General features: G+C 63.5%; 22 protein-coding genes. 7 read left to right on the top strand and 15 right to left on the bottom strand.

The features are described 5' to 3' along the window. Positions 1–24 precede the first annotated feature (24 nt). The 6 genes from HNR59_RS01545 to hemC form a co-directional block, all read right to left on the bottom strand. On the bottom strand, positions 25–735 hold the full coding sequence (locus HNR59_RS01545; protein WP_183824988.1) for a glutamine amidotransferase: 711 nt from the start codon (positions 733–735) through the stop codon (positions 25–27). Positions 736–869: 134 nt separating this feature from the next. Continuing rightward, positions 870–1,349 (bottom strand): tellurite resistance TerB family protein, encoded by a 480-nt coding sequence (locus HNR59_RS01550; RefSeq protein WP_183824990.1) that lies wholly within the window; start codon positions 1,347–1,349, stop codon positions 870–872. Then, complete coding sequence (locus HNR59_RS01555; RefSeq protein ID WP_183824993.1) at positions 1,349–3,088, bottom strand: heme biosynthesis protein HemY; 1,740 nt, start codon at positions 3,086–3,088, stop codon at positions 1,349–1,351. Before HNR59_RS01555 ends, HNR59_RS01550 begins: the two co-directional genes overlap by 1 nt. 3 nt (positions 3,089–3,091) lie before the next feature. Continuing rightward, positions 3,092–4,489 carry a COG4223 family protein gene (locus HNR59_RS01560; protein WP_183824996.1) on the bottom strand — a complete coding sequence of 466 codons (1,398 nt, stop codon included), beginning with the start codon at positions 4,487–4,489 and terminating at the stop codon, positions 3,092–3,094. Positions 4,490–4,595: 106 nt separating this feature from the next. Then, entirely contained in the window at positions 4,596–5,321 is a 726-nt protein-coding gene (locus HNR59_RS01565) for a uroporphyrinogen-III synthase (protein WP_343060825.1), read from the bottom strand. Then, positions 5,312–6,259, bottom strand: coding sequence for a hydroxymethylbilane synthase (gene hemC / locus HNR59_RS01570; protein ID WP_183824999.1), 948 nt, complete (start codon positions 6,257–6,259; stop codon positions 5,312–5,314). Before hemC ends, HNR59_RS01565 begins: the two co-directional genes overlap by 10 nt. Before the next feature lie 96 nt (positions 6,260–6,355). On the opposite strand from hemC, the gene tsaD reads away from it, so the two are divergent. Genes tsaD through HNR59_RS01595 form a run of 5 tightly spaced genes read left to right on the top strand, consistent with a single transcriptional unit; the run spans position 6,356 to position 9,863 of the window. Continuing rightward, positions 6,356–7,444, top strand: a complete 1,089-nt coding sequence (gene tsaD / locus HNR59_RS01575) for a tRNA (adenosine(37)-N6)-threonylcarbamoyltransferase complex transferase subunit TsaD (protein ID WP_183831242.1) — start codon at positions 6,356–6,358, stop codon at positions 7,442–7,444. Next, positions 7,441–8,439, top strand: a complete 999-nt coding sequence (locus HNR59_RS01580) for an NAD(P)H-dependent glycerol-3-phosphate dehydrogenase (RefSeq protein WP_183825002.1) — start codon at positions 7,441–7,443, stop codon at positions 8,437–8,439. Before tsaD ends, HNR59_RS01580 begins: the two co-directional genes overlap by 4 nt. 11 nt (positions 8,440–8,450) lie before the next feature. After that, positions 8,451–8,744 (top strand): YciI-like protein, encoded by a 294-nt coding sequence (locus HNR59_RS01585; protein ID WP_183825005.1) that lies wholly within the window; start codon positions 8,451–8,453, stop codon positions 8,742–8,744. Positions 8,745–8,760: 16 nt separating this feature from the next. Next, positions 8,761–9,201, top strand: coding sequence for an EVE domain-containing protein (locus tag HNR59_RS01590; protein WP_183825008.1), 441 nt, complete (start codon positions 8,761–8,763; stop codon positions 9,199–9,201). Then, on the top strand, positions 9,141–9,863 hold the full coding sequence (locus tag HNR59_RS01595; RefSeq protein WP_183825012.1) for a class I SAM-dependent methyltransferase: 723 nt from the start codon (positions 9,141–9,143) through the stop codon (positions 9,861–9,863). The genes HNR59_RS01590 and HNR59_RS01595 overlap by 61 nt, the downstream gene beginning before the upstream one ends. Here the strand turns inward: HNR59_RS01595 and HNR59_RS01600 are convergent. Beyond that, positions 9,856–10,419, bottom strand: a complete 564-nt coding sequence (locus tag HNR59_RS01600; RefSeq protein WP_183825015.1) for a L,D-transpeptidase family protein — start codon at positions 10,417–10,419, stop codon at positions 9,856–9,858. The genes HNR59_RS01595 and HNR59_RS01600 overlap by 8 nt on opposite strands. A gap of 125 nt (positions 10,420–10,544) precedes the next feature. Between HNR59_RS01600 and HNR59_RS01605 the strand changes: the two genes are divergently transcribed. Together HNR59_RS01605 and HNR59_RS01610 are read left to right on the top strand one after the other, a co-directional pair. Continuing rightward, positions 10,545–11,228: a response regulator transcription factor gene (locus HNR59_RS01605; RefSeq protein WP_183825018.1), complete on the top strand. Its 684-nt coding sequence runs from the start codon at positions 10,545–10,547 to the stop codon at positions 11,226–11,228. A gap of 83 nt (positions 11,229–11,311) precedes the next feature. Further along, complete coding sequence (locus tag HNR59_RS01610) at positions 11,312–11,767, top strand: Crp/Fnr family transcriptional regulator (RefSeq protein WP_183825021.1); 456 nt, start codon at positions 11,312–11,314, stop codon at positions 11,765–11,767. 13 nt (positions 11,768–11,780) lie between these two features. On the opposite strand, the gene HNR59_RS01615 is transcribed toward HNR59_RS01610, so the two are convergent. From HNR59_RS01615 to HNR59_RS01650, 8 genes are all read right to left on the bottom strand, one after another. Next, on the bottom strand, positions 11,781–12,584 hold the full coding sequence (locus HNR59_RS01615) for an exodeoxyribonuclease III (protein ID WP_183831244.1): 804 nt from the start codon (positions 12,582–12,584) through the stop codon (positions 11,781–11,783). A 93-nt stretch (positions 12,585–12,677) separates the two neighbouring features. Continuing rightward, the gene (locus HNR59_RS01620) at positions 12,678–13,370 is read right to left on the bottom strand and encodes an outer membrane lipoprotein carrier protein LolA (RefSeq protein WP_183825024.1); all 693 of its coding nucleotides are present in this window, start codon (positions 13,368–13,370) and stop codon (positions 12,678–12,680) included. A 196-nt stretch (positions 13,371–13,566) separates the two neighbouring features. Further along, complete coding sequence (locus HNR59_RS01625; RefSeq protein ID WP_183825027.1) at positions 13,567–16,242, bottom strand: DNA translocase FtsK; 2,676 nt, start codon at positions 16,240–16,242, stop codon at positions 13,567–13,569. A gap of 243 nt (positions 16,243–16,485) precedes the next feature. Then, on the bottom strand, positions 16,486–17,628 hold the full coding sequence (locus HNR59_RS01630; RefSeq protein WP_183825030.1) for a porin: 1,143 nt from the start codon (positions 17,626–17,628) through the stop codon (positions 16,486–16,488). 375 nt (positions 17,629–18,003) lie between these two features. Further along, entirely contained in the window at positions 18,004–19,146 is a 1,143-nt protein-coding gene (locus HNR59_RS01635) for a porin (RefSeq protein ID WP_183825033.1), read from the bottom strand. A 429-nt stretch (positions 19,147–19,575) separates the two neighbouring features. Then, entirely contained in the window at positions 19,576–20,931 is a 1,356-nt protein-coding gene (locus tag HNR59_RS01640; protein WP_183825036.1) for an ammonium transporter, read from the bottom strand. A gap of 32 nt (positions 20,932–20,963) precedes the next feature. After that, entirely contained in the window at positions 20,964–21,302 is a 339-nt protein-coding gene (locus HNR59_RS01645; RefSeq protein ID WP_183825039.1) for a P-II family nitrogen regulator, read from the bottom strand. A gap of 219 nt (positions 21,303–21,521) precedes the next feature. Further along, positions 21,522–22,391, bottom strand: a complete 870-nt coding sequence (locus tag HNR59_RS01650) for an acyl-CoA thioesterase (RefSeq protein ID WP_183825043.1) — start codon at positions 22,389–22,391, stop codon at positions 21,522–21,524. Positions 22,392–22,472 lie beyond the last annotated feature (81 nt).

A 22,472-nucleotide genomic window follows, 5' to 3' on the forward strand; every position in this document is an offset into this window, starting at 1 on the left:
TCCGCGGTTTTTTCTTGAATCGCCTTACCGCACCGGCGCGTGGCCGAAGATCGTCTCCAGGAACTCGCCGAGCCAGCGCCTGAGATGCATGTCCCAGATCAGCCGCCCGCCGAGATGGTCGCGGCCGGGCTGGGCACCCGGAAGGGAGAAGCGCTGCGCCCCATGCACCACCCAGCGATGCATCATCGCCTGCGTCAGCTCGCCGTGAAACTGGATGCCATAAGCCTTTTCGCCATAGCGGAAGGCCTGATTGGGATATGTGTCGGCCGTGGCGAGCAGCGTCGCATCGGACGGCAGCGTAAAGCCCTCGCGGTGGAACTGATAGACCATGTCGGGCCAGTGCAGCAGCTGCCGTCCACAGCCGGTCGCCTCGATCGGATACCAGCCGATCTCCACCAGCCCACGTCCATGTCCCTCCACCTTGCCGCCGAGATGCTTTGCCAGCATCTGCGCGCCGAGGCAGATGCCGAGGAAGGGCTTGTCCTCCTTCAGCGGAACGCGCATCCAGTCGGTCTCGCGCCTGACGAACTCATCGGGATCGTTGGCGCTCATCGGCCCGCCGAACACCACCGCTCCGGCATGGCCGTCGAGCGTGTCCGGCAAGGGATCGCCAAGCGGCGGGCGTCTGATGTCGAGATCGAAGCCACGCTCCATGAGCATGTGCCCGACGCGGCCGGGGCTCGACGTCTCCTGATGCAGGACTGTCAGTATTCTCGGTCGGGTTCTGGCAAGCATCGCGGGCAGAATCAGCAGATGATTTGCCGGATTATAGCGACTTCATCAAAAGTGCGAAGCGCAATTGCGTGAAAACAAAGGGTTAGATCGTCAGTGTGGCGCGCAGAGAAAACCAGACGCTTTGCGGTCGGATCCTACTCCTCGTCAGGAATTTTAGCAGGGTCCGGCAGGCTCGCCGCTACCTTGCGGCGTTCGCTGATACGGTCCTGCCGCTCCACGTCCAGCAGCTCTGCAACGCGCCACACCGTATTGTCCTCCAGCTCGTGCAGCTCGCCATCGGCGAAGACGATCTCCCACATCAGCCCGATGAAGGCCTTGCGCCCGTCGGGATCGAGATGGCGCTTGAGCACGCTGGTGAAGGCATAGAAATCAACGGCCTCGCGGTCCGCCTGCTCGCCAGCCTTTGCCAGTTCGTCCAGCTCGGTTCCGGACACGCCGTAATTCTCACCGAGAACGGCCTTGAAGCGCTCCCACTCCGCATCCTGCCGCACACCGTCGACATTCATGACGTGGTAGAGCAGTGCTGCGGCGGCCACGCGCGGATCGTCGTCACCGGTGCTGCGACCGGACCCGCCCGGAATCTCCTTGAGGAAGCTTAGAAAACGCTCGAACATCAAAACAGCTTGAACCTTGTTGCCTGGGGCTCTGGCTCGTCGTCGGGATCGACGCCGGGATCATCGGGAAGGCGCGGCATGAAATCCTGCCGGGACGCGCTTTCGACATCCGGTGGCGGCGGAATCTTGCTCGCACCCGCCCGCCTTGCCGAATCGGGTTGCGCAGGGGCCGGAGCGGGCTCTTCCCTGACCGCCACGGAAGGCTTCGGGGCCGGCGCTTCCGCCGGTTGGGCGGGCGGTGACGCAGCCGGGGCCTGACTTGCGGGCGGCACCACGGCCGGAGCCTGCCCGTTGCGGGCGGCTGGTTCGGCCGCAACTACGACAGCCGGTCCAGCCTCGATGATCTCGGCTTCAGCAACCTCGCCCAGCCGTTCCGCAGCGACGGGCGCGGCAATAGCGGGAGCCGGTTTTTCAGTCTTGCCGGGCTCATCGCTCTCGATCATGTGGCCGATATGCTCGACCGGCGCACGCCATTCGAAGGCGTCCAGCCTGCCGGTGACGGGCGAGACAGGCGCCCAGGTTTCCGCAACCACGCCATCCGCCACCCATGCAGGATCGCGGGGTGCGCGCACGGCCTTTGCCAGCAACTGCCGCACCTTGCCTTCGTCACCGGTTTCGGCCTCCTCGATGTCGGCAAGCAGCAGGTAGGCGCCCTCCCGGGGGTCGATGCGAATGGCGGCTTCCGCCTCGGCGCGCGCCGAGCGGTAGTCCTTTGCGTCCAGCGCCGCGCGCGCCACCGCCAGCGCCGATTCGGCGTTGTTCTTCTTCATGTCCTGAAGCTTGCGCGCCCGCTTCAGCCGGTCGAGCACGGCATCCCCCGGCCGGGCATGGATATAGAGATCGGCGACCTCGGGATGTGGTGCGGCCCGCCACACATGCTCAAGCAGTTTCGAGGCCTTGCGCACATCGTCATTGCGCAGAAGCGCTCTGGCCGCGACCAGCGCGGCCGGCACGAAGTCGGGTTCAAGCTTGTTGGCTTCCAGCGCCGCCGTCTTTGCCGCCGCCGGATCGGTGTCCATCAGCTCCGTCGCCTTGGCCGTCAGCAGCACCGCACGCTGGCGGTTGGCCACGGCCGGCTCGATCCGCTTCGTCGATTTCTGTGCTGCCACAAGTTCCAGCGCGCCGTCCCACTGGCTGCGCGCGGCCAGTTCCTCGATGGTCGCTTCCGTCGCCCAGTTGAGCTGCGGAGCCACGGCCGCCGCACGGCCGGCATAGTGGCGCGCCGCATTGCGGTCGCCGAGACGCCCGGCCTCCAGATAAAGCCCGCGCAGCCCAAGCAGCCGCGTCTCGGGATCGTCGAGCATCGCCTCGAATTTCCGCCGCGCCGCATCATGATCGCCTTCCAGCAGGGCCGTCTGGGCTTCCAGCAGATGGATCAGCGGTTCCTGATCGGAGCTGATCAGCTTGGCGGCTTCCTTGCCCTTCTTGCGGGCGAGCACGCCATCGCCCGCTCCCGCTGCGATCATGCCCGTGGACAGCGCCTGATAACCGCGATCACGCCGCCGCACGCGAAAATGCCGGGCGATGGCGTAGGGACTGTTCCAGATCGACCTGATCAGCCACCAGGAAATCATCGTCGCCGCAACGACGGCGACGACGCCCACCGCAGCCACCATCAGGCTCACCTGATAGCGATAGCCGCCGAAGGTGACGACCATGTCGCCCGGACGATCCGCCAGCCACGCAAAGCCGAGACCGAGCGCCAGAACGATGAGGAGATAGAACAGGATGCGGATCATGCCTTACCCTTCGCCTCCCGCCATGGTCTCCGCCACCAGCGCATCGACCTGCGCTTCGGCCTCCATGCGGGCCCTGAGCGCGGCGGCGAAATCCGCGCCCGCTGCCTGCACCGGCGCCGGCAGGGCCTCATATTCGGTGAGCGCCTTGCCGTAGTCCCCCTGAGTCACGGCCGCTTCCAGCCGCGCCACCGTCTCCGGCACGCCGGCACCTTCTACGGCCCCGATGGGCCGTACCTTGACCAGCTTTTCCGCGCTCGACATCAGGCGCTGGACGAAACCGGCATTGTCGTCGACCGGATTGTCGGCCGCCACCATGGCGTCGGCCGCCGCATCCACCTGCGCGGCGATCTCCGTGCGCGTCGCCACGCCCTGTTCGGCATAGCTGCGCAAGCCTGCAAGCTGCGGCGCTTCCGGTGCGATCGCCGCAAATGTCTCCAGTTCGGCCTTGAACGGGGCGCCACGCTCCAGCGCCGATTTCAGCGCGGAAGCGGCGATCGCCAGCGCGATCTTCGGCTGTCCCGCCTGCTCCTCGACCTTACCGGTCACGTCTGCCAGCGACTGGTCCAGCACCGCCAGACGGCTGGCCTGTTGCTCAACACCGTCGCCGGCAGCGCGCACCTGCTGCTCCAGCGCGGCCAGCCGCTCATTGACGGGGCCCAGATCGACGGCTTCCGGCCTTGCCGCCTCGCCAAGCGCGGCCACCGAGGTTTCGAGTTCGCCCACCTTCTGCGACAGCGCTGCCAGCGCCTCGCCATTGTCGCTGCTGCCTGCGCTCGCCTCCACTGCGCTTTTCAGGGAGGCAAGTTCGCCCTTCAGCTGGTCGAGACCGGTGGAAAGGCTTTCGATACGCTGTGCGGATCCGTCATCGCCCCGCGATGCGGCAAGATCGGAAACCTGCGCCTGCAATTCTGCGATACGCCCGCTGCTGTCGGTCGAAGCATAGCCGCCCGGAGCTCCAAGCACCCCGGCGAACTGCAGGGCGCCAGCACCGGCCAGCGCCACCACACCGCCAACGATGCCGGCAGCCAGCAGGCCGATGCCGCTGCGCCGAGGCGGTTCCGCCTGGGGTGCCGGCTTTGCCGGAGATGCCGTTTCGGCAGGCTTCGCGGTATCCTTTGCGGTGTCTGCTACCGGTTTTTCGTCTGTCTTCGACGCAGGCTTTTCCGTAAAACTGTAGTCCCGAGCATGGTCGCGCACCGGCGGTTCCGCCGGCTTTGCCTCTGCTGCGGCTCTGACGGTTTCTTCCGCTTTCACCGCAGGTTCGGGCGCGGAAGGCACAGGCTCTGGCGTGGGCGCGTCTGTATCGGCCTTTTCCACCCGCGACACCTGATCGGACTCCAGATCGATTGTCACCGGTTCACGGCTGCTCTTCGAATGGCGCGTTCTTGGCGTCTTGACCATGCCGGCTCCCCACTTCTTCGTGCCGCCCGCGGACACAGGATTTCAACAGAGGTCTAGCACACCTCAAAGCGGTGAAAAGGGGCGGTGTGATGACGCGCCCCCCAACTTACATACCCCGGCGGCCGGACAGAAGCGCCAGCAATGCAGGCTCCGAGGGCTGCGGAGCGCTGTTCACCATGACCGCAGATTCTTCACCGAGACCGGCGGCAATACGTTGCGAAAGCGCGAAAAAATCCGCCTTCGCAAAGAGCGGGCGCAGAGCTTCCCGCCGCATCAGAGCGCGCATGGCCTGCGCCGCCGTCACCGAATAAAGCAGCACCGCATCGACTGGCTGTCCGCCAAGCCGTTCATGGATATCCGCCTCGTCATAGTCGATCGCCACCGTATCATAGACCTCCAGCGCCTCGACACGAACGCCGGATGCGGCCAATCGTTCCTCGAAGCCCGAAAACCGCACACGCCCGCACAGATAGGCGAGCTTGCCGGAAAACCCGGCAGCGATCTGCCGGGCGAGCCCGGCGGCATCGCCCGGACCTTCCTCGATACGGGTAAAGCCGGCCTTGCGTGCGGCCTCCGCAGTGCGCGCGCCCACGACATGACAGACAAGGTGCGACAGCCTGCCGATAAGCTCCGGCGAGGCGTGGCGCAGCGCATTGGCGCTGGTCACGGCCACCGCCCCGGCATCGCCGGAAACAGTGGAAAGATCGATGGTGAGCGCTTCGGTGCGTGACAGGGGCAGCACCAGCGGCTCGAAGCCCAGACCGGCCAGCCGGGCCGCCGTGCGGGTGGCGCCCGGTTCCGGCCGGGTGACGAGAACCCGCGTCAGAACCAGCCCTCGAAGAACTGCGTTCCGGCCTTCTCGCGCACGTCGGCGCCGGCCTTCGCGCCGATGGCTGCGGCATTCTCCACCCGGCCTTCGGCGCCGATCTCATGCCAGATCGTGCCGTCCGGCGTGATGATCAGCCCTTTGAAGCGCAGCATGCCGTTCTCGACTACCGCATGGCCGCCGATCGGCGTGCGGCAGGACCCGTCCAGTGCCGCGAGAAAAGCACGCTCACAGGCAAGCGCCTGTCCCGTCACCTCGTCATGGATGGGTGCCAGCATGCGCACGACCTCCGCGTCGTTCCCGCGATGCTCTATGCTGATCGCGCCCTGCCCCGGGGCGGGCGGAAAGCTGTCCACCGGCATGATGTCGGTGGCGACATGCTCCATCTTCAGCCGCCTCAGGCCGGCGAGCGCCAGCATGGTGCCGGAAACGATGCCCTCTTCCAGCTTGCGCAGCCGGCTCTGCACATTGCCCCGGAACATCACCACATCGATATCCGGCCGCATGCGGCGGATCAGTGCCTGCCGCCGCAGCGACGACGACCCGAACTTCACGCCCTGCGGCAGGTCCATGATCGACGGCGCGGAGAGGCTGATGAAGCTGTCGCGCACATCCTCGCGCGGCAGGAAGGTGGACAGAACCAGACCGGGCGGCAGCAGGGTCGGCATGTCCTTGGAAGAATGGACGGCGATGTCGATGCGCCCGTCGTAAAGCGCGTCTTCCAGTTCCTTGGTGAACAGGCCCTTGCCGCCGGCTTCCGAAAGGGGCCGGTCCTGAATCGCATCGCCGGTGGTGGTGATCGGCACGATCTCGAAGCTTTCCGCACCGAGCCCATGCGCCGCCATCAGCCGGTCGCGCGCCTCATGCGCCTGTGCCATGGCCAGCGGGCTGGCGCGTGTTCCGATCTTCAGCACGGATTGCCCCTTCCTGATAACGGTTTGCATCACACGCGGTCCATGATAACCCGGCGACGATTGTGATCGGCCCTTCTCCTATCGGGGAAAGCGATGAGGGGCAACTTTGAGGTTCGCGGCGACGTGATACGCGTGCTTGGCATCGAAACCAGTTGCGACGAGACGGCGGCAAGCGTCGTCGCGCTCGACGATGCGTCGGCACCGCCCCGGATCCTGTCCAACGTGATCCTCAGCCAGGTGGAAGAACATGCCGCCTTCGGCGGCGTGGTGCCGGAAATCGCCGCCCGCGCCCATGTCGAGGCGCTGGACGGCATCATCGAGGCAGCGCTTGCCGATTCTGGGGTCACGCTTGCCGAAGTCGATGCCGTCGCCGCCACAGCCGGTCCCGGCCTTGTCGGTGGGCTGATCGTCGGCCTGATGACGGCCAAGGCCATTGCCGCCGCCGCGAACAAGCCGCTTATCGCCGTCAACCATCTGGAAGGCCATGCGCTCACCGCCCGCCTCACGGACGGGCTGGCGTTTCCCTATCTGCTGCTGCTGGTCTCGGGCGGGCACACCCAGATCGTGCGCGTCGCCGGCGTCGGCGACTATCGCCGCTGGGCTACGACCATCGACGACGCGCTGGGTGAAGCCTTCGACAAGGTCGCCAAGATGCTGGCCCTGCCCTATCCCGGCGGCCCCAATGTCGAGAAGGCGGCTGCGAACGGCAATCCGTCCCGCTTCGCCTTCCCGCGCCCGATGAAGGGCTCGGCCCAGCCCGATTTTTCCTTCTCCGGCCTCAAGACCGCCGTGCGGCAGGCCGCGACGGCGATTGCGCCCCTGTCCGATCAGGACGTGGCCGACATCTGCGCCTCGTTTCAGGCGGCGGTGGCCGACGCGCTGGCCGACCGCGTCGCGCGCGCCCTGCACCGTTTCCGGGCGGACTATCCCGGCAAGGCCGAACCTGCGCTGGTGGTGGCCGGCGGCGTCGCCGCCAACCGCGCCATTCGCGAAACGCTTGAGCGCCTGTGCGCCGAGAAAGGCTTTCGTTTCGTCGCCCCGCCGCACAGCCTGTGCACGGACAATGCCGCGATGATCGCATGGGCGGGCATCGAGCGGCTGAACGCCGGCAAGGCCGACATCGACGCCTTCGATTTCGCACCGCGCTCGCGCTGGCCGCTGGATGAGGTTTCCGCACCCCTGATCGGGTCCGGCAGACGCGGAGCAAAAGCATGAGCCGAAATCCAGCCACGCCACGAACCACCGTTCTGGGCGGCGGGGCCTGGGGCACGGCGCTGGCGCTTGCCGCCCTTCATGCCGGCCATGCCGTGCGCCTGTGGGCCCGCGATGCGGACATGGCGGCTGCGATCGCGAAAGGCGAAAACCCGCGCTACCTGCCCGGCATTTCCTTCGACTCCGGCATCGAAACGACCACCGATCTGCAGGCCGCCCTTGCCGATGCCGATTGCGTGCTTTCGGTCACGCCCGCGCAATCGCTGCGCAGCGTGCTGGAGCAGGTGAAACCGCATATGCCGGCCGGCATTCCGTTCGTTCTGTGCGCCAAGGGCATCGAGCGCGAGACCGGCGCGCTGCTGTCCTCGATCGTCGCCGAAATCCTGCCCGACAATCCGGTCGCCATCCTTTCCGGCCCGAGCTTCGCGGCGGATGTGGCGCGCGGCCTGCCGACGGCGGTGGTCGTGGCGGCCCGCGACAACGACCTCGCCATGCAGCTTGCAGCCCGCTTTTCCGCGCAGAACCTGCGCTGCTATGCCAGCGACGACATCATTGGCGTGGAACTGGGCGGTGCCCTGAAAAACGTGTTCGCCATCGCCGCCGGCGCGGTCGTCGGCGCAGAGCTTGGCGCCAGCGCGCAGGCTGCCATGGTCACCCGCGGCTTCGTGGAGTTGCGCCGTCTGGGCGCGGCCTTCGGCGCGCAGCCCGAAACGCTGATGGGCCTTTCCGGCCTCGGCGACCTGATGCTCACCTGCTCCTCCACCCAGTCCCGCAACTTCACCTACGGGCTGGCGCTGGGCCGGGGCGAATCGCTTGAAGGCCGGCCGCTGGCCGAGGGCGTGCCGACAGCCGCCATTGCCGCGCGTCTTGCCGCCGAACATGCCGTGGAAGCGCCCATCATCTCGGCCGTCGCCGCCATCCTGCAGGGCGCCATCACCGTCACGGAAGCCGTGGAAGCGCTGATGACCCGGCCGCTGAAGCACGAAAACAAAATCTAGGAGCCAGAAACATGCTTTTCGCCCTGATCTGCAAGGACAAGCCCGGATCGCTGCAACTGCGCCTAGACACAAGGCCCACCCATGCCGCCTATCTGGAAGGGCTCAACGCAGCCGGAAAGCTCGCCTTCGCCGGGCCCTTCCTCGATGCCGACGGCAAGCCGGAGGGCAGCCTCGTCGTGGTCGAGGCCGCGGACAAGGCTGAGGCCGAAGCCATTGCTGCGGCCGACCCGTATGCACTCGCCAGCCTGTTCGACAGCGTCGAGGTGCGGGCCTGGAACTGGGTCTTCAACAAGCCGTCGGCCTGAGGGGAGCGCTTGAGCAATGAACCACTGGCTGTTCAAATCCGAGCCGTTCAAGTTCTCCTTCGACGACCTGAAGAAGAAAGGCGAGAAGGGCGAGGAATGGGATGGCGTGCGCAACTATGCCGCGCGCAACAACATGCGCGCCATGCGGATCGGCGACCTCGGCTTCTTCTACCACTCCAATGAGGGGCTGAACGTCGTCGGCATCGTGGAAGTCTGCGCGCTGGCCCATCCTGACAGCACCATCGACGATCCGCGCTGGGAATGCGTTGACATCCGCTATGTGCGCGACATGCCGCAACCCGTGAGCCTTGCCGATGTGAAGGCCAATCCGCATCTGTCGGAAATGGCGCTGGTGCGCCTTGGCCGCCTTTCGGTGCAGCCGGTGACGCGGGCGGAATGGGAAGAGGTCTGCCGCATGGGCGGCCTCGTGCCCGCTCCCATGAGGCCCGCTCCATGAAGCTAACGGCGCGGACGGCAGAGACGTTCATCCGCGCCAATACGGGCCTGATCAGGCCGCCGCATGTGCCGGAAATCGCGCTCCATCTGGCCGACGAAGCGCATGATCTGTGGCAGCGCACCGAGGAGGAGCTGGCCGAGATCGGCCTTCCACCACCCTTCTGGGCCTTCGCATGGGCGGGCGGACAGGGGCTTGCCCGCCACATCCTCGATCATCCCGAAATCGTGCGCGACAAAAGCGTGCTGGATTTCGCCTCAGGTTCCGGCCTTGTCGCCATTGCGGCCGCAAAAGCCGGCGCGACCAGTGTGATGGCTTGCGACATCGATCCATTCTGCGAAACCGCCATCAACCTCAATGCTGCAGCTAACGGCGTTTCCATCGCCTTTGACGGTTCCGACCTCGTCGGCACCGATGGCGACTGGGACGTGATTCTGGCCGGTGACGTGTTCTACGAAAAGCCCTTTGCCGAGCGGCTGGTGCCATGGTTTGCAGCCCTGAGGGCACGGGGAGCCGACATACTGGTCGGCGATCCCGGTCGCTCCTACCTGCCGAAATCCGGGCTCGAAAAGCTCGCCGTCTATGAAGTGCCGGTCACGCGCGCGCTGGAGGATGCCGAGGTCAAGCGCACCACCGTGTGGCGGTTTGGCGGCACCGCTATCTGATCACCTTCAGCACCGTTCGCCGGGAAAGATGCGGCAGCAGCCGCTCCATGTCGCGGCGGCTGATGGCCACGCAGCCTTCGGTCGGCGTGTAGCCCGGTCTTGCCAGATGAAAGAAGATGGCGCTGCCACGCCCGCGCCTGCGCGGCGCGATGTTCCAGTCGAGTACGAGACAGGCGTCATAGAGATGATCCGCACGCTGCATGGTCTCGTGGCTTGCCTTGCAGGGCAGCCGCACCGGCCGGTTGTAATTGCGGTCGCCCGGCGCGTCGCACCAGCCGAGCCCCGCATCCGTCGCCGCCATGGGCAAAAGCGTGCGGCGGGCGCCGGCAAAGCGCTCATTGCGGAAGTAGCCGGAGAGGATGCGCATCGCGGCCAGCGGCGTTGCCCCATCGCCTTCACGCTTGTTGGCGGTGATTCCGCCTTTGCCCAGCGCGCATGGAATGACCAGCGGTCCGGCCTGCAAAAGCCCCTGCATGGGCTTGCCCGGACGCGCCCGGACCACCAGAACAGCAAGGCTGCCGGGGAAAGTTTCAGTCGCGGCCTTGCGTCCGCGCATTTTCCTGTATGATCTGGCCACGGAACAAATCAGCGTGATCGGAAGTTTGCCGGTCACCTTCCGCAAAAAATCGCCCCGGTCAACCGGAAGCCGGAAGACCAGGCAGAAGAACGGACTGATCCACGATGACCTCACGGACCCTGTTGATTGTCGATGATGACGAGGACCTGCGCGAAACGCTGGTGGAGCAATTGTCGCTCTACGAGGAATTCGACGTTCTGCAGGAAGCCAGCGCCGCGCGCGGCATGGCCGCTGTGCGCAACGGACTGATCGATTTGCTCGTCATGGACATCGGCCTGCCCGACATGGACGGCCGTGAGGCGGTGAAGATGCTGCGCAAGGGCGGCTTCAAGGCCCCCATCATCATGCTGACCGGACATGATACCGATTCCGACACCATTCTGGGGCTGGAAGCAGGCGCCAACGACTATGTGACCAAGCCGTTCCGCTTCGCGGTGCTGCTGGCCCGCATCCGTGCACAGCTGCGCCAGCACGAGCAGAGCGAGGATGCCACCTTCACCGTCGGTCCCTACACCTTCAAGCCCAGCCAGAAGCTGCTGATCGACCAGCGCGGCGGCAAGATCAGGCTCACCGAAAAGGAAGCCGCGATCATCAAATATCTCTACCGGGCAGAGCAGAAAGTCGTCACCCGCGACGTGCTTCTGGAGGAGGTGTGGGGCTACAATTCAGGCGTCACCACCCATACGCTGGAGACCCATGTTTATCGCTTGCGCCAGAAAATCGAACGCGATCCCTCCAATGCGGAGATTCTCGTAACGGAAAGTGGAGGCTACAAGCTGGTTCCTTAAGCAATTTCAGGTGTATTAACCGACAATGATTCGGGGCGGGTCGTGGATGGAGGGAGCGGCCTGCCGATACGGGGACATAGCTGATGGCGCTGGATGATGACATCCGCATCCTGTCTGGCGTGGAGCTTTTTGCCGACTTCACGAGCGAACAGTTGCGCCTGCTCGCCTTCGGTGCGGAAACGACAAGCCTGCAGGCAGAGCGCAAGCTGTTTCGGGAAGCCGATGAGGCCGACTGCGCCTACATCATCATCGGCGGCCGCATCGCGCTGTATTACGAGGATGACGCGGAAAGAACGCCGATCGCCGTGGCCGGCGCCGGCGAGATTCTGGGCGAGATGGCTCTTATCTCCGACACGCGGCGCATGACCAGCGCCTACGCCCAGACCGACACGCAGGTGCTGCGGCTCAACCGGTCGATGTTCCGGCGCATTCTGGAAGAATATCCGGAGGTCGCCGTGCACCTGCACGGCCGCATCCTGCAACGCTTTCAGGCGCTGGTGGCGCGCATCGAAGGCATGGCGCCCCGCTTCGAGGAATAAGCCGGCGTACGCTTCACAGATCGAAGCTGGCGATCACCGGCACATGGTCCGACGGACGCTCCCATCCGCGTGCCTCGCGCAGGATCTCATATCCGGCAAAGTGCGGCACCAGATTGGGCGAGGACCACACATGGTCCAGACGCCGCCCGCGATCCGAAATGTCCCAGTCGCGCGCACGGTAGCTCCACCACGTATAGATCTTCTGCTCATGGGGAATGTTGTGGCGCATCAGGTCCACCCATTCGCCAGCCTCGCGCATCGCCTCGAAATTCGTCGTCTCGACCGGCGTGTGGCTGACCACCTTGAGCAGCTGCTTGTGTGACCAGACATCATGTTCCAGCGGCGCGATGTTGAGATCGCCGACCAGAATCGAACCGGACACCTCGTCATGCTCGGCGCGGATCGCGCGCATTTCCTCGACGAAACTCAGCTTGTGGCGGAATTTCGGGTTGATCTCGGGATCAGGCTCATCGCCGCCGGCCGGCACATAGAAATTATGCAGAAGGATTTTCCGCGATCCCGCATCCAGCGTCACCGACAGATGGCGGCTGTCGTCGATCTCGCAGAAACGCCGCTTCTCGACGATCTCCAGCGGCCGGCGCGAAATGGTTGCAACGCCGTGGTAGCCCTTCTGGCCGTGGATGGCGATGTGCTCGTAACCCAGTTTGCGCAAAGGCTTGAACGGAAACAGGTCGTCCGGACACTTGGTTTCCTGCAAACACAGGACATCCGGCTGATGGAGCTGGAGGAAATGTTCCACCAGCGGCATGCGCAGACGAACGGAGTTGATGTTCCAGGTGGCGAGCTTGAAAGACATGGCGCGGAACATGTCAGCGACGGATGCGAAAAACAAGCCGTGGAGCGCCTTCCGACACGCCCCGGCGGGATTTCCACAGACGCCGTGAAGACCTTACGGCCCCTTGCTGTTGAGCACGCGATTGGCGCGATAATCGATGGTGAAGGTGTCGGCAGCGAAACGCACGCCTTCCTGCACGTTGAAGATCATCACCGTCGTGTCCTTGCCCTGTGCGTCGGTGATCGTCCACTGGCGCAGCTCGAAGGTTTTCGGGTCGAACATCATGGTGATCATGGCGTTGCCGAACACCGACTTGTCGGCGAGCTGGATGGTGGTGAGATCGTCTTCCTGCTTCACGCTGCGAACCTTGTCGCCCGACAGGTCGATGCGTTCATCGAGCAGCAGCTTCAAAGGCGTCTTCGACAGAGGATAAAGATCGGAGGTCTGGAGCTTCTGGTTGAGAATGACCACCGATTTCCCATCGGCAATCACGCGGAATTTGGAGGAGCCGTCATAGTTGAAACGGATTTTTCCGGGGCGTTCCAGAAAGAACTTGCCCCCGGTCTGCTCACCCTTGGGGCCGAACTGCACGAACTCGCCGGTCATCGACCTGACTGAGGAAAAATGATCGGCAATGCGCTGCGCGGCGGCAGGAACCGTCTGCGCTGCAGCCTCCGGCGTGAAGCCGGGAGCGATATTGAGCGCCGCCGCGCCGACGCAGGCCAGCCCGAGGCCCAATCCGAGGCGAATCAGGCGGCGGCGGGAGAAACCGGTTTCGGCGGCCGTGGCAAAAGTCTGGTTCGTCATTCGTGTCGCTCTCGTCTCGTCTGCCCTTCAAAATGCTTTTGAGCTTTCAGTTGGGCTTAAGTTTGACCGCCGCAGGAAGTTCCATGAGGCCAGAGCAATTCCAGCAAACGTGCGTAGCGATTTTGCGTCCGGAATTGCGTAGAATCAAAGAAACAGACCATTGCAGGTGTTTCTTTTTTCACCGGAATTGCTCCGGTCAGAACTTGTCCTCTTCCGTCGGCACGAGGATTTCACGCTTGCCGGCGTGGTTGGCGGGCCCGACGATGCCTTCCTGCTCCATGCGCTCGATGATCGAGGCAGCCCGGTTGTAGCCGATGCCGAGACGCCGCTGAATGTAGGAAGTCGAGGCCTTGCCGTCGCGCAGCACCACGGCAACCGCCTGATCGTAGGGATCGTCCGAGTCCTCGAAATTGCCACCGGAACCGCCCTTGCCGGCGGGCTCATCGCCATCCTCCTCGTCATCCTCGGTGATGGCATCGAGATATTGCGGCACGCCCTGCAATTTGAGGTGCGCGACCACCTTCTCGACCTCATCATCGGAAACGAAAGGACCGTGAACGCGCTGGATACGACCGCCGCCGGCCATGTAGAGCATGTCGCCCATGCCCAGAAGCTGCTCGGCGCCCTGCTCGCCCAGAATGGTGCGACTGTCGATCTTCGAGGTGACCTGGAAGGAAATGCGGGTCGGGAAATTGGCCTTGATCGTACCGGTGATGACGTCCACTGACGGCCGCTGCGTCGCCATGATGACATGGATGCCGGCCGCACGCGCCATCTGCGCCAGCCGCTGCACCGCGCCTTCAATGTCCTTGCCGGCCACCATCATCAGGTCGGCCATTTCGTCGATGATGACGACGATATAGGGCATCGGCTCAAGATCGAGGTGTTCGGTTTCGTAGATCGCCTCACCGGTCTGGCGGTCGAAGCCGGTCTGCACGGTGCGGGTGATCTGTTCCCCCTTCTTGTCGGCCGCCGCCACCCGCGCATTGAAGCCGTCGATGTTGCGCACGCCCACCTTGGACATCTTGCGGTAGCGGTCTTCCATTTCCCGCACCGTCCACTTCAGCGCCACGACGGCCTTCTTCGGATCGGTAACCACCGGCGTCAGCAGATGGGGAATGCCGTCGTAAACCGACAGCTCCAGCATCTTCGGATCGATCATGATCAGGCGGCACTGCTCCGGAGTCATCCGATAAAGCAGCGACAGGATCATGGTGTTGATGGCCACCGACTTGCCCGAACCGGTGGTGCCGGCCACCAGAACGTGCGGCATCTTGGCGATGTCGACGATCACCGCCTCGCCATTGATGGTCTTGCCGAGCGCCAGAGCGAGCTTGGCCTTGCTGGTCTCGAAATCCCGGCTGGCCAGAATCTCGCGCAGATAAACCGTTTCGCGCCTTGCATTGGGAAGCTCGATGCCGATGGCGTTGCGGCCGGGAACCACGGCGACGCGCGCGGCGATCGCGCTCATGGAGCGGGCGATGTCGTCCGCAAGGCCGATGACGCGGCTCGACTTGATGCCGGGCGCGGGCTCCAGCTCATAGAGGGTGACCACCGGACCGGGGCGCACCTGAATGATCTCGCCCTTGACGCCGAAATCCTCCAGAACCCCTTCCAGCAGGCGGGCGTTCTGCTCCAGCGCATCCGCCGAGAGGCTGGAATCACGCACCACATTGGGCGGGTTGGACAGGAAGTGCAGCGACGGCATCTCAAAGCTGTGCGCACCGCTCATGCCCGGATGAATGAGCGAAGTCTGCGCCTCGCGCTGCACGCGGGCGCCGGGCGCGGGACGCGGCGCGGGCGATGCCACGCGCGCTCCGCCTTCGGGCGAGCGGAAGTTCTGGACATGGCCTTGCGGCGCATGGCCGTGCTGATCGTCGAACCAGAGATCGCCTTCGTCCCCCTCGTCGAAGACGCCGCGGTCATGCGGATCGAGCGGCGGTGAGGGCTGCCTGACCATTTCCGCAAAAAGCTCGGGCTCCACGCGAGCGCTTCTGCCGCGATACATGCGTTCTTCTTCCATCTCCGCCGTTTCGACGCGCTCAGCCGCCTGCCGCCATGCGCTGCGGCGCGACTGGGCCGGCATTTCGGGATAACCATCGTCAGCCGCCCGACGGGACGGCACGTGCCGGTGCATCCAGCCCCGAGCCGACATCCACCAGTGGCCCAGCATACCCAGCAGCAGGCTGCCACGCCCCTCATCGTCGTCCTCGTCCTCGTCATCTTCATAGAGGACGGAATCCGCATCATCTGCGTCGTCATATTCATCTGCATCTGTGATGGCGACGCCATTGCCGCGCCGGATCAGGCCCGAACCATAGGCAAACAGCCACAGGCAGGGCGCCGCCAGTACGCCGGCAATGACCGCAGCCACCAGTCCGGTCGGATAATCGCCGATGAACATGCCGGGGATTCGCAGCACCATGTCGCCGGAAACACCCCCGAGCCCTGTTGGCAGCGGCCAGGTAGGCGGCGGCGTGATGCAGGCGGCCATCGCGGCGGCCAGCAGCGAAAAGCCCAGCCAGCCAAGCGCGCGCCGGGGCAGACGCCCGATCCCGCGCGATGAAAACAGAAGGAACCCCCAGATCACCGCCGGCACGAGGCTGGCGACGGCAGCCAGACCGAAGAACTGCATAGCGAGATCCGAGAACACCGCGCCGGCATAGCCCATGGCGTTGGTGACGATGTTATCGGTAGCATGGCTGAAACTTGGATCGGAGACGTTCCAGGTAGCCAGACTTGCCACGCCGAAGCCCACGAAAGCGAACAGCGCGAAGCCGGTTATCCGCCCGACCTGCCGTCGCGCGAATGCCTGCAGGCCTCCATAGGCCGGTTCTTCCAGCGCAAGCCGTGCTGTCGCCCCTGAACGCATGAATCTGGTCCTCGTCGGTCTTGGTGAGCCGGCGCGAACGCCGGACGGACTCTGAGGCTCAAACTAACGAAGGGATGGTTAAAACCGCATTAACCATGCGGGAGGTGAGTGCTTTTCAACCGCCGCCTGTCCGGAAGCTAAACTCCACGGAATCTGCGAAATGCTTTAAGCCGGACAGGACTTCAAAAGAAAAAACCCGGCAGTTGCCTGCCGGGTTCTTTTGTTCAGACGGTAAAACCGATCTTAGAACGAACGCTGGAAGCGGAGGTAACCGCCCCAACCGTCCTTCTTGCCGCCAACCTTGGCGCCGGTGATGTCGCGCTCGTAACCCGAGGCGTACACAACTTCCGGACGGATGTTGAAGCCGGGAACCAGCGCGTAGTCCACGCCAACAGCAGCGCCGAAATTCTCATGGTCGTCATAGGCGAGCTGAACGTCGAGAGAGGCCTTCTGGTTGAACTGATACTTGCCGCCACCCCAGACAGCCCAGTCGCCGCCCCAGACGCCGTAGTAGCTGGGCTTGGCGAGCGTGGTAGCGGTGCCGAGATTCCAGGCGCGATCGAAATCGTAGTCCTGATAACCGGCCATCACCCACAGGCTCAGAGCTTCGTTGACGTTGAAGTCAACGCGCAGCTTGGCAGCAACTTCACCCCAATTGGAGTCGTAAGCAACGACACCGGCGATCTTGCCCCAGCCCTGCGTGAACGAGGCGCCGGCCACGACATGCGGAACGTAGGAGTCGATGGTGTAATTTTCACCCTTACCTTCTTCCACGCCGATCGTGGCGGAGAAGCCGTTGCCACCGTCGAAGGTGTAGGCGATCAGGTGGGTCTTGCCCGGCGTGTAGTTGACGCCGATGTCGTCGTTGATGACCGAACCGGCCGAGTCGGTCAGCGTCTCGAACAGCGAGTCGGTGTAAGCGACGGTCAGGCCACCGAGCTGGATGATGGCGTGCTCAAGTTCCCAGTCCTGATTGATGTCGGAATAACCGGCGCTGTTCTCAAAGGAATCGCGCTGGAAATACACCGAGGTGAAAGAACGGAGCGTGCCGTACTCGGTTTCACCACGAGCGTCGAAGGTGAGCTGGGCACGCATGCGCTTGAAGTACGTGTCGTTTTTGTCGGAGATGCCGTTATAGGCATCCTTTTTGTCCCAGCTTTCAATACCCGTCACATCACCCACGCCGATGTCGTAACGCAGATAGCCGCCGATCTTCAGGCAGGTCTCGGTGCCCGGGATGTAGAAGTAGCCAGCGCCATAAACGTCGCAGATGCGGACGTATTCAGCGGGTTCCGGCTCGGCCACGACGATAGCGTCGGCAGCACGGGCGCCGGAGACTGCGACGAGGGCCGCAGCGGAGCCGAGAAGAAGGCTCTTGATGTTCATGTTTATCTCCAGTCGAAATTGACACAACTTGATATCGTGCATGCCGATATCGCTCACGGACGTTTTCAGGAACTGGGTGATTCCCGTTCGCCTCTGTGCACCGATTAGTCGCCAAAGGAGCATGCACTTACAAGCTTGTTTGCCATTTCGGAGCCGGCAAAAAGTGCTGCGGGAGCGTGGGTGTTGCAGTTCTGATACATTTTGGGCTCAACGGTAACGCATTGTTAACCCTGAGAATATTGCGTGCAATTCATACACCGCCTGATCGCATCAGAAATGCAGACGAAGACACGAGGCTCGTCACCTTCTCCAAGGCAAAAGAAAAAACCCGGCAGTTGCCTGCCGGGTTCTTTTGTTCAGACGGTAAAACCGATCTTAGAACGAACGCTGGAAGCGGAGGTAGCCGCCCCAACCGTCCTTCTTGCCGCCAACCTTGGCGCCGGTGATGTCACGCTCGTAACCCGAGGCGTACACAACTTCCGGACGGATGTTGAAGCCGGGAACCAGCGCGTAGTTCACGCCAACAGCAGCGCCGAAATTCTCATGGTCGTCATAGGCGAGCTGGAAGTCCAGTGCAGCCTTCTGGGTGAACTTGTACTTGCCGCCGCCCCAGACAGCCCAGTCGCCGCCCCAGACGCCGTAGTAGCTGGGCTTGGCGAGCGTGGTAGCGGTGCCGAGATTCCAGGCGCGATCGAAATCGTAGTCCTGATAACCGGCCATCACCCACAGGCTCAGAGCTTCGTTGACGTTGAAGTCAACGCGCAGCTTGGCAGCAACTTCACCCCAGTTGGAGTCGTAAGCAACGACACCGGAGACCTTGCCCCAACCCTGCGTGAACGAGGCGCCGGCCACGACATGCGGAACGTAGGAGTCGATGGTGTAATCTTCACCCTTACCTTCTTCCACGCCGACCGTGGCGGAGAAGCCGTTGCCGGCATCGAAGGTGTAGGCAATCAGGTGGGTCTTGCCCGGCGTGTAGTTGACGCCGATGCTGTCGTTGATGACCGAACCGGCCGAGCCAGTCAGCGTCTCGAACAGCGAGTCGGTGTAAGCGACGGTCAGGCCACCGAGCTGGATGATGGCGTGCTCAAGTTCCCAAGCCTGATTGATGTCGGAATAACCGGCGCTGTTCTCAAAGGAATCGCGCTGGAAATACACCGAGGTGAAAGAACGGAGCGTGCCGTACTCGGTTTCACCACGAGCGTCGAAGGTGAGCTGGGCACGCATGCGCTTGAAGTACGTGTCGTTTTTGTCGGAGATGCCGTTATAGGCATCCTTTTTGTCCCAGCTTTCACGGCCCGATACATCACCCACGCCGATGTCGTAACGCAGGTAGCCGCCGACCTTGAGACAGGTCTCGGTGCCCGGGATGTAGAAGTAGCCAGCGCCGTAGACGTCGCAGATGCGGACGTATTCAGCGGGTTCCGGCTCGGCCACGACGATAGCGTCGGCAGCACGGGCGCCGGAGACTGCGACGAGGGCCGCAGCGGAGCCGAGAAGAAGGCTCTTGATGTTCATTTTCTGACCTCCAGTCAAAAGTTCAAAAACGGGTTTGGGCTTTGTCTTTACTGAAGGACATTGTTCCCTGCCCCCATCCCCACGATCGAAAAAGAGGCGCACCGCGCTTCTTCTTCGAAATCGACATTACCTATCGCGCTTTCGGGTTCAACAGGGAACACAACTCACTGCAACCCTCGCCGCCGCTATCCGAAAGGTGTGTTGCACAAACGCAACGGTTTTTGCGGCGATGGAAACCTCTTGTTAACCAACGGGTCCCGTAAGGGAAGATTATCCTTCACCAACAAGCGCGAATCGCCCCGCAACCAAAAAAAGAAGGCCGGCAAAACCGGCCCCGAGTTGTGTTGAGAATCAGACCTCAACATGTCCACTCTGTTTGCTCCCTTTGCGGGGCGTTCCCCTTTGGTGGTTATTAAGTGATGGGGGTGGTTATGAGTGATACGCGACCTCGCCATGGGAGGTGATGTCCAGCCCCTGCGCTTCCTCTTCAGCCTTGGGCCGCAACCCGACAAGCGCATCGACAAGCTTGTAGAGAATGGCTGACACGACGCCGCACCAGACGATGGTGATGAGGACAGCGAGGAACTGCGTCCACAGCTGCGCACCCATCGTCACGCCTTCACCGTAGCCGACACCGCCCAGCGAGGTCGAAGCGAAGATGCCCGTACCGATGGCCCCGACAATGCCGGCGACACCGTGGATGCCGAACACGTCGAGCGAGTCATCATAGCCAAGCCGGATCTTGACGACCGCAACGAAGTAATAGGCCACCACGCTGGCGATGGCGCCGAGAACGATGGCGCCGACCGGGCCAACGAAGCCGGCCGCAGGCGTCACCGCGACGAGACCAGCGATCACACCGGACGCGCCACCCAGCATCGAGGCCTTGCCCCGCGCCGCCTTTTCCACCAGCGACCAGGCGATGACGGCGCCGGCGGTGGCCGTGAAGGTGTTGATCATGGCAAGAGCTGCGGATCCACCGGCCGAAAGCGCTGAACCCGCATTGAAGCCGAACCAGCCCACCCACAGGATGGCCGCACCCACCAGCGTCAGCGGCAGATTGTGCGGCGCCATGTTTTCCTTGCCGTAGCCCGCACGCTTGCCGATCACGATCGCACCGACCAGCGCCGCGATGCCGGCATTGATGTGAACCACCGTGCCGCCGGCGAAGTCCATGGTGCCCCAGCCGAAGAACAGGCCGTTCTCATCCCACGCCATGTGGGCGACCGGGAAGTAGACGAGGCTGACCCACAGAACGACGAACAGGATGACGGCGCCAAACTTCACGCGCTCGGCGAAACCACCCACGATCAGCGCCGGCGTGATGCAGGCGAAGGTCATCTGGAAACAGATGAAGACGAGTTCGGGAATGGTGCCCGAGACGGAGTCCGGCGTCACCCCGGTGAGGAAAAGCTTGCCGAAGCCGCCGAAGAAGGGGCTGTCGCTGCCGCCGAAAGCGAAGGAATAGCCCCACAGCACCCACACCACGATGACGGCAGCGGTGATCATGGTGCACTGCATCAGCACCGACAGCACATTCCGGGACCGCACGAGGCCGCCATAAAACAGGGCCAGCCCCGGCAGGATCATGAACAGCACGAGAATGGTCGAAACCAGCATCCAGGCTGTATCGCCGGAATTGATCGCGGCTGCCGCAACCGCTTCCGTCGCGGCTTCCGCCGCCTCCGGGGCAGCTTCCTGCGCCGAGGCGGCGAGCGGGCCGAACAGCGCCAGAGCCGCCGGGCCAAGCAGCCCCGCTCTTGTCAGGGTGGAAGAAAAATTCATTGATCTCTCCATGATAAATCGGGCGCGCCTGATCACAGGGCGTCGGTGTCGGTTTCGCCGGTACGGATGCGCACGGCCTGATCGATGCCGAAGACGAAGATCTTGCCGTCTCCGATCTGGCCTGTGCGGGCGGCGGTGCGGATGGCCTCGACGGCCTTGTCGGCAAGATCGCCGGCGACCGCGACGTCGATCCTTATTTTCGGCAGGAAGCTCACGGCGTATTCGGCGCCGCGGTAGATTTCAGTGTGCCCCTTCTGACGCCCGTAGCCCTTGACCTCGGTAACGGTCAGACCTTCGATGCCGAGCGCCATCAACGCCTCGCGCACCTCGTCGAGCTTGAACGGCTTGATGACAGCCATCACGATTTTCATCAGCTTTCACCCTCTGCTGGTGCGGCATCCCGCACGCTGTCTCACCGACCCGACGCGGACCGGCAGCACAAAGTGACAATCAAGCGCCGTGCCAGTTGCCGTGGCACGCGCTCAACACACTGATTTCAAAGCGATAAAACTTTCCTGCCGAGGCTGGTCATGCGCCCGCCGGCAATCGATGAGATTAAATATTAGGCAGTAATCTCAAGATGCACAAAATTAAGGCTTCTTGCGCAGGCGAATAAGCCCCTCCTGCGCGACGGAGGCGATCAGCGTTCCGTCACGTGCAAACAGCGCGCCACGGGTGAAACCCCGCGCCCCTTGCGTCGAAGGGCTGTCCTGCGTGTAGAGGATCCAGTCGTCCAGCGGGTTCTGGCGATGGAACCACATGGCATGATCGAGGCTCGCAGCCTGGATGTCGCGGTCGAACACCGCCCGCCCATGCGCGAAGGTGGAGGTGTCGAGCAGGGTCATGTCGGAAAGATAGGCCAGCACCGCGCATTGCAGCGCGCGGTCGGCCGGAACCGGGCCAGTGGTGCGGATCCAGATGTTCTGCTTTGGCTCCAGCTTTTCGCGGCTCGTATAGTGCTTGAGCATGACCGGCTTCATTTCCACGGGGCGCGGCCGCTCCCAGTAGCGGCTTATTCCCTCCGGCACGCTGTCGCCGAAATGGCCGATCAGCTCCTGTTGCGTCATCAGCGAATCGGGTTCGGGAACGTCGAGCGGCATCGCCACCTGATGCTCCAGCCCCTCCTCATCCTGCTGGAAGGAGGCTTCCAGAGAAAAAATGGCGTGCCCGTGCTGGATCGCCACGACGCGCCGCGTGGTGAAGGAGCCCCCGTCGCGAATGCGGTCGACCTCATAAACGATCGGCAGCTTGGTGTCGCCCGGACGCATGAAATAGCCGTGAAGGGAATGCACATGGCGATCCCCGCCTACGGTGCGTTGCGCCGCCACCAGCGCCTGCGCGATGGTCTGGCCGCCGAACACGCGCTGCCAGTCGCTTTCAGGGCTGCGACCACGGAACAGATTGTGCTCCAGCCTTTCGAGGTCGAGAATGGAAAGAAGCTCGTCCATCGCGGTGATCATGAGTGGTCCCCTGCCTTATCGTGTTCTGTAATGTCCGACAGGATGGGCATGGCGTCAAGGCTGCTATATATCCTCAGGCAG

The organism is Aquamicrobium lusatiense, assembly GCF_014201615.1.
Taxonomy (GTDB): domain Bacteria; phylum Pseudomonadota; class Alphaproteobacteria; order Rhizobiales; family Rhizobiaceae; genus Mesorhizobium; species Mesorhizobium lusatiense.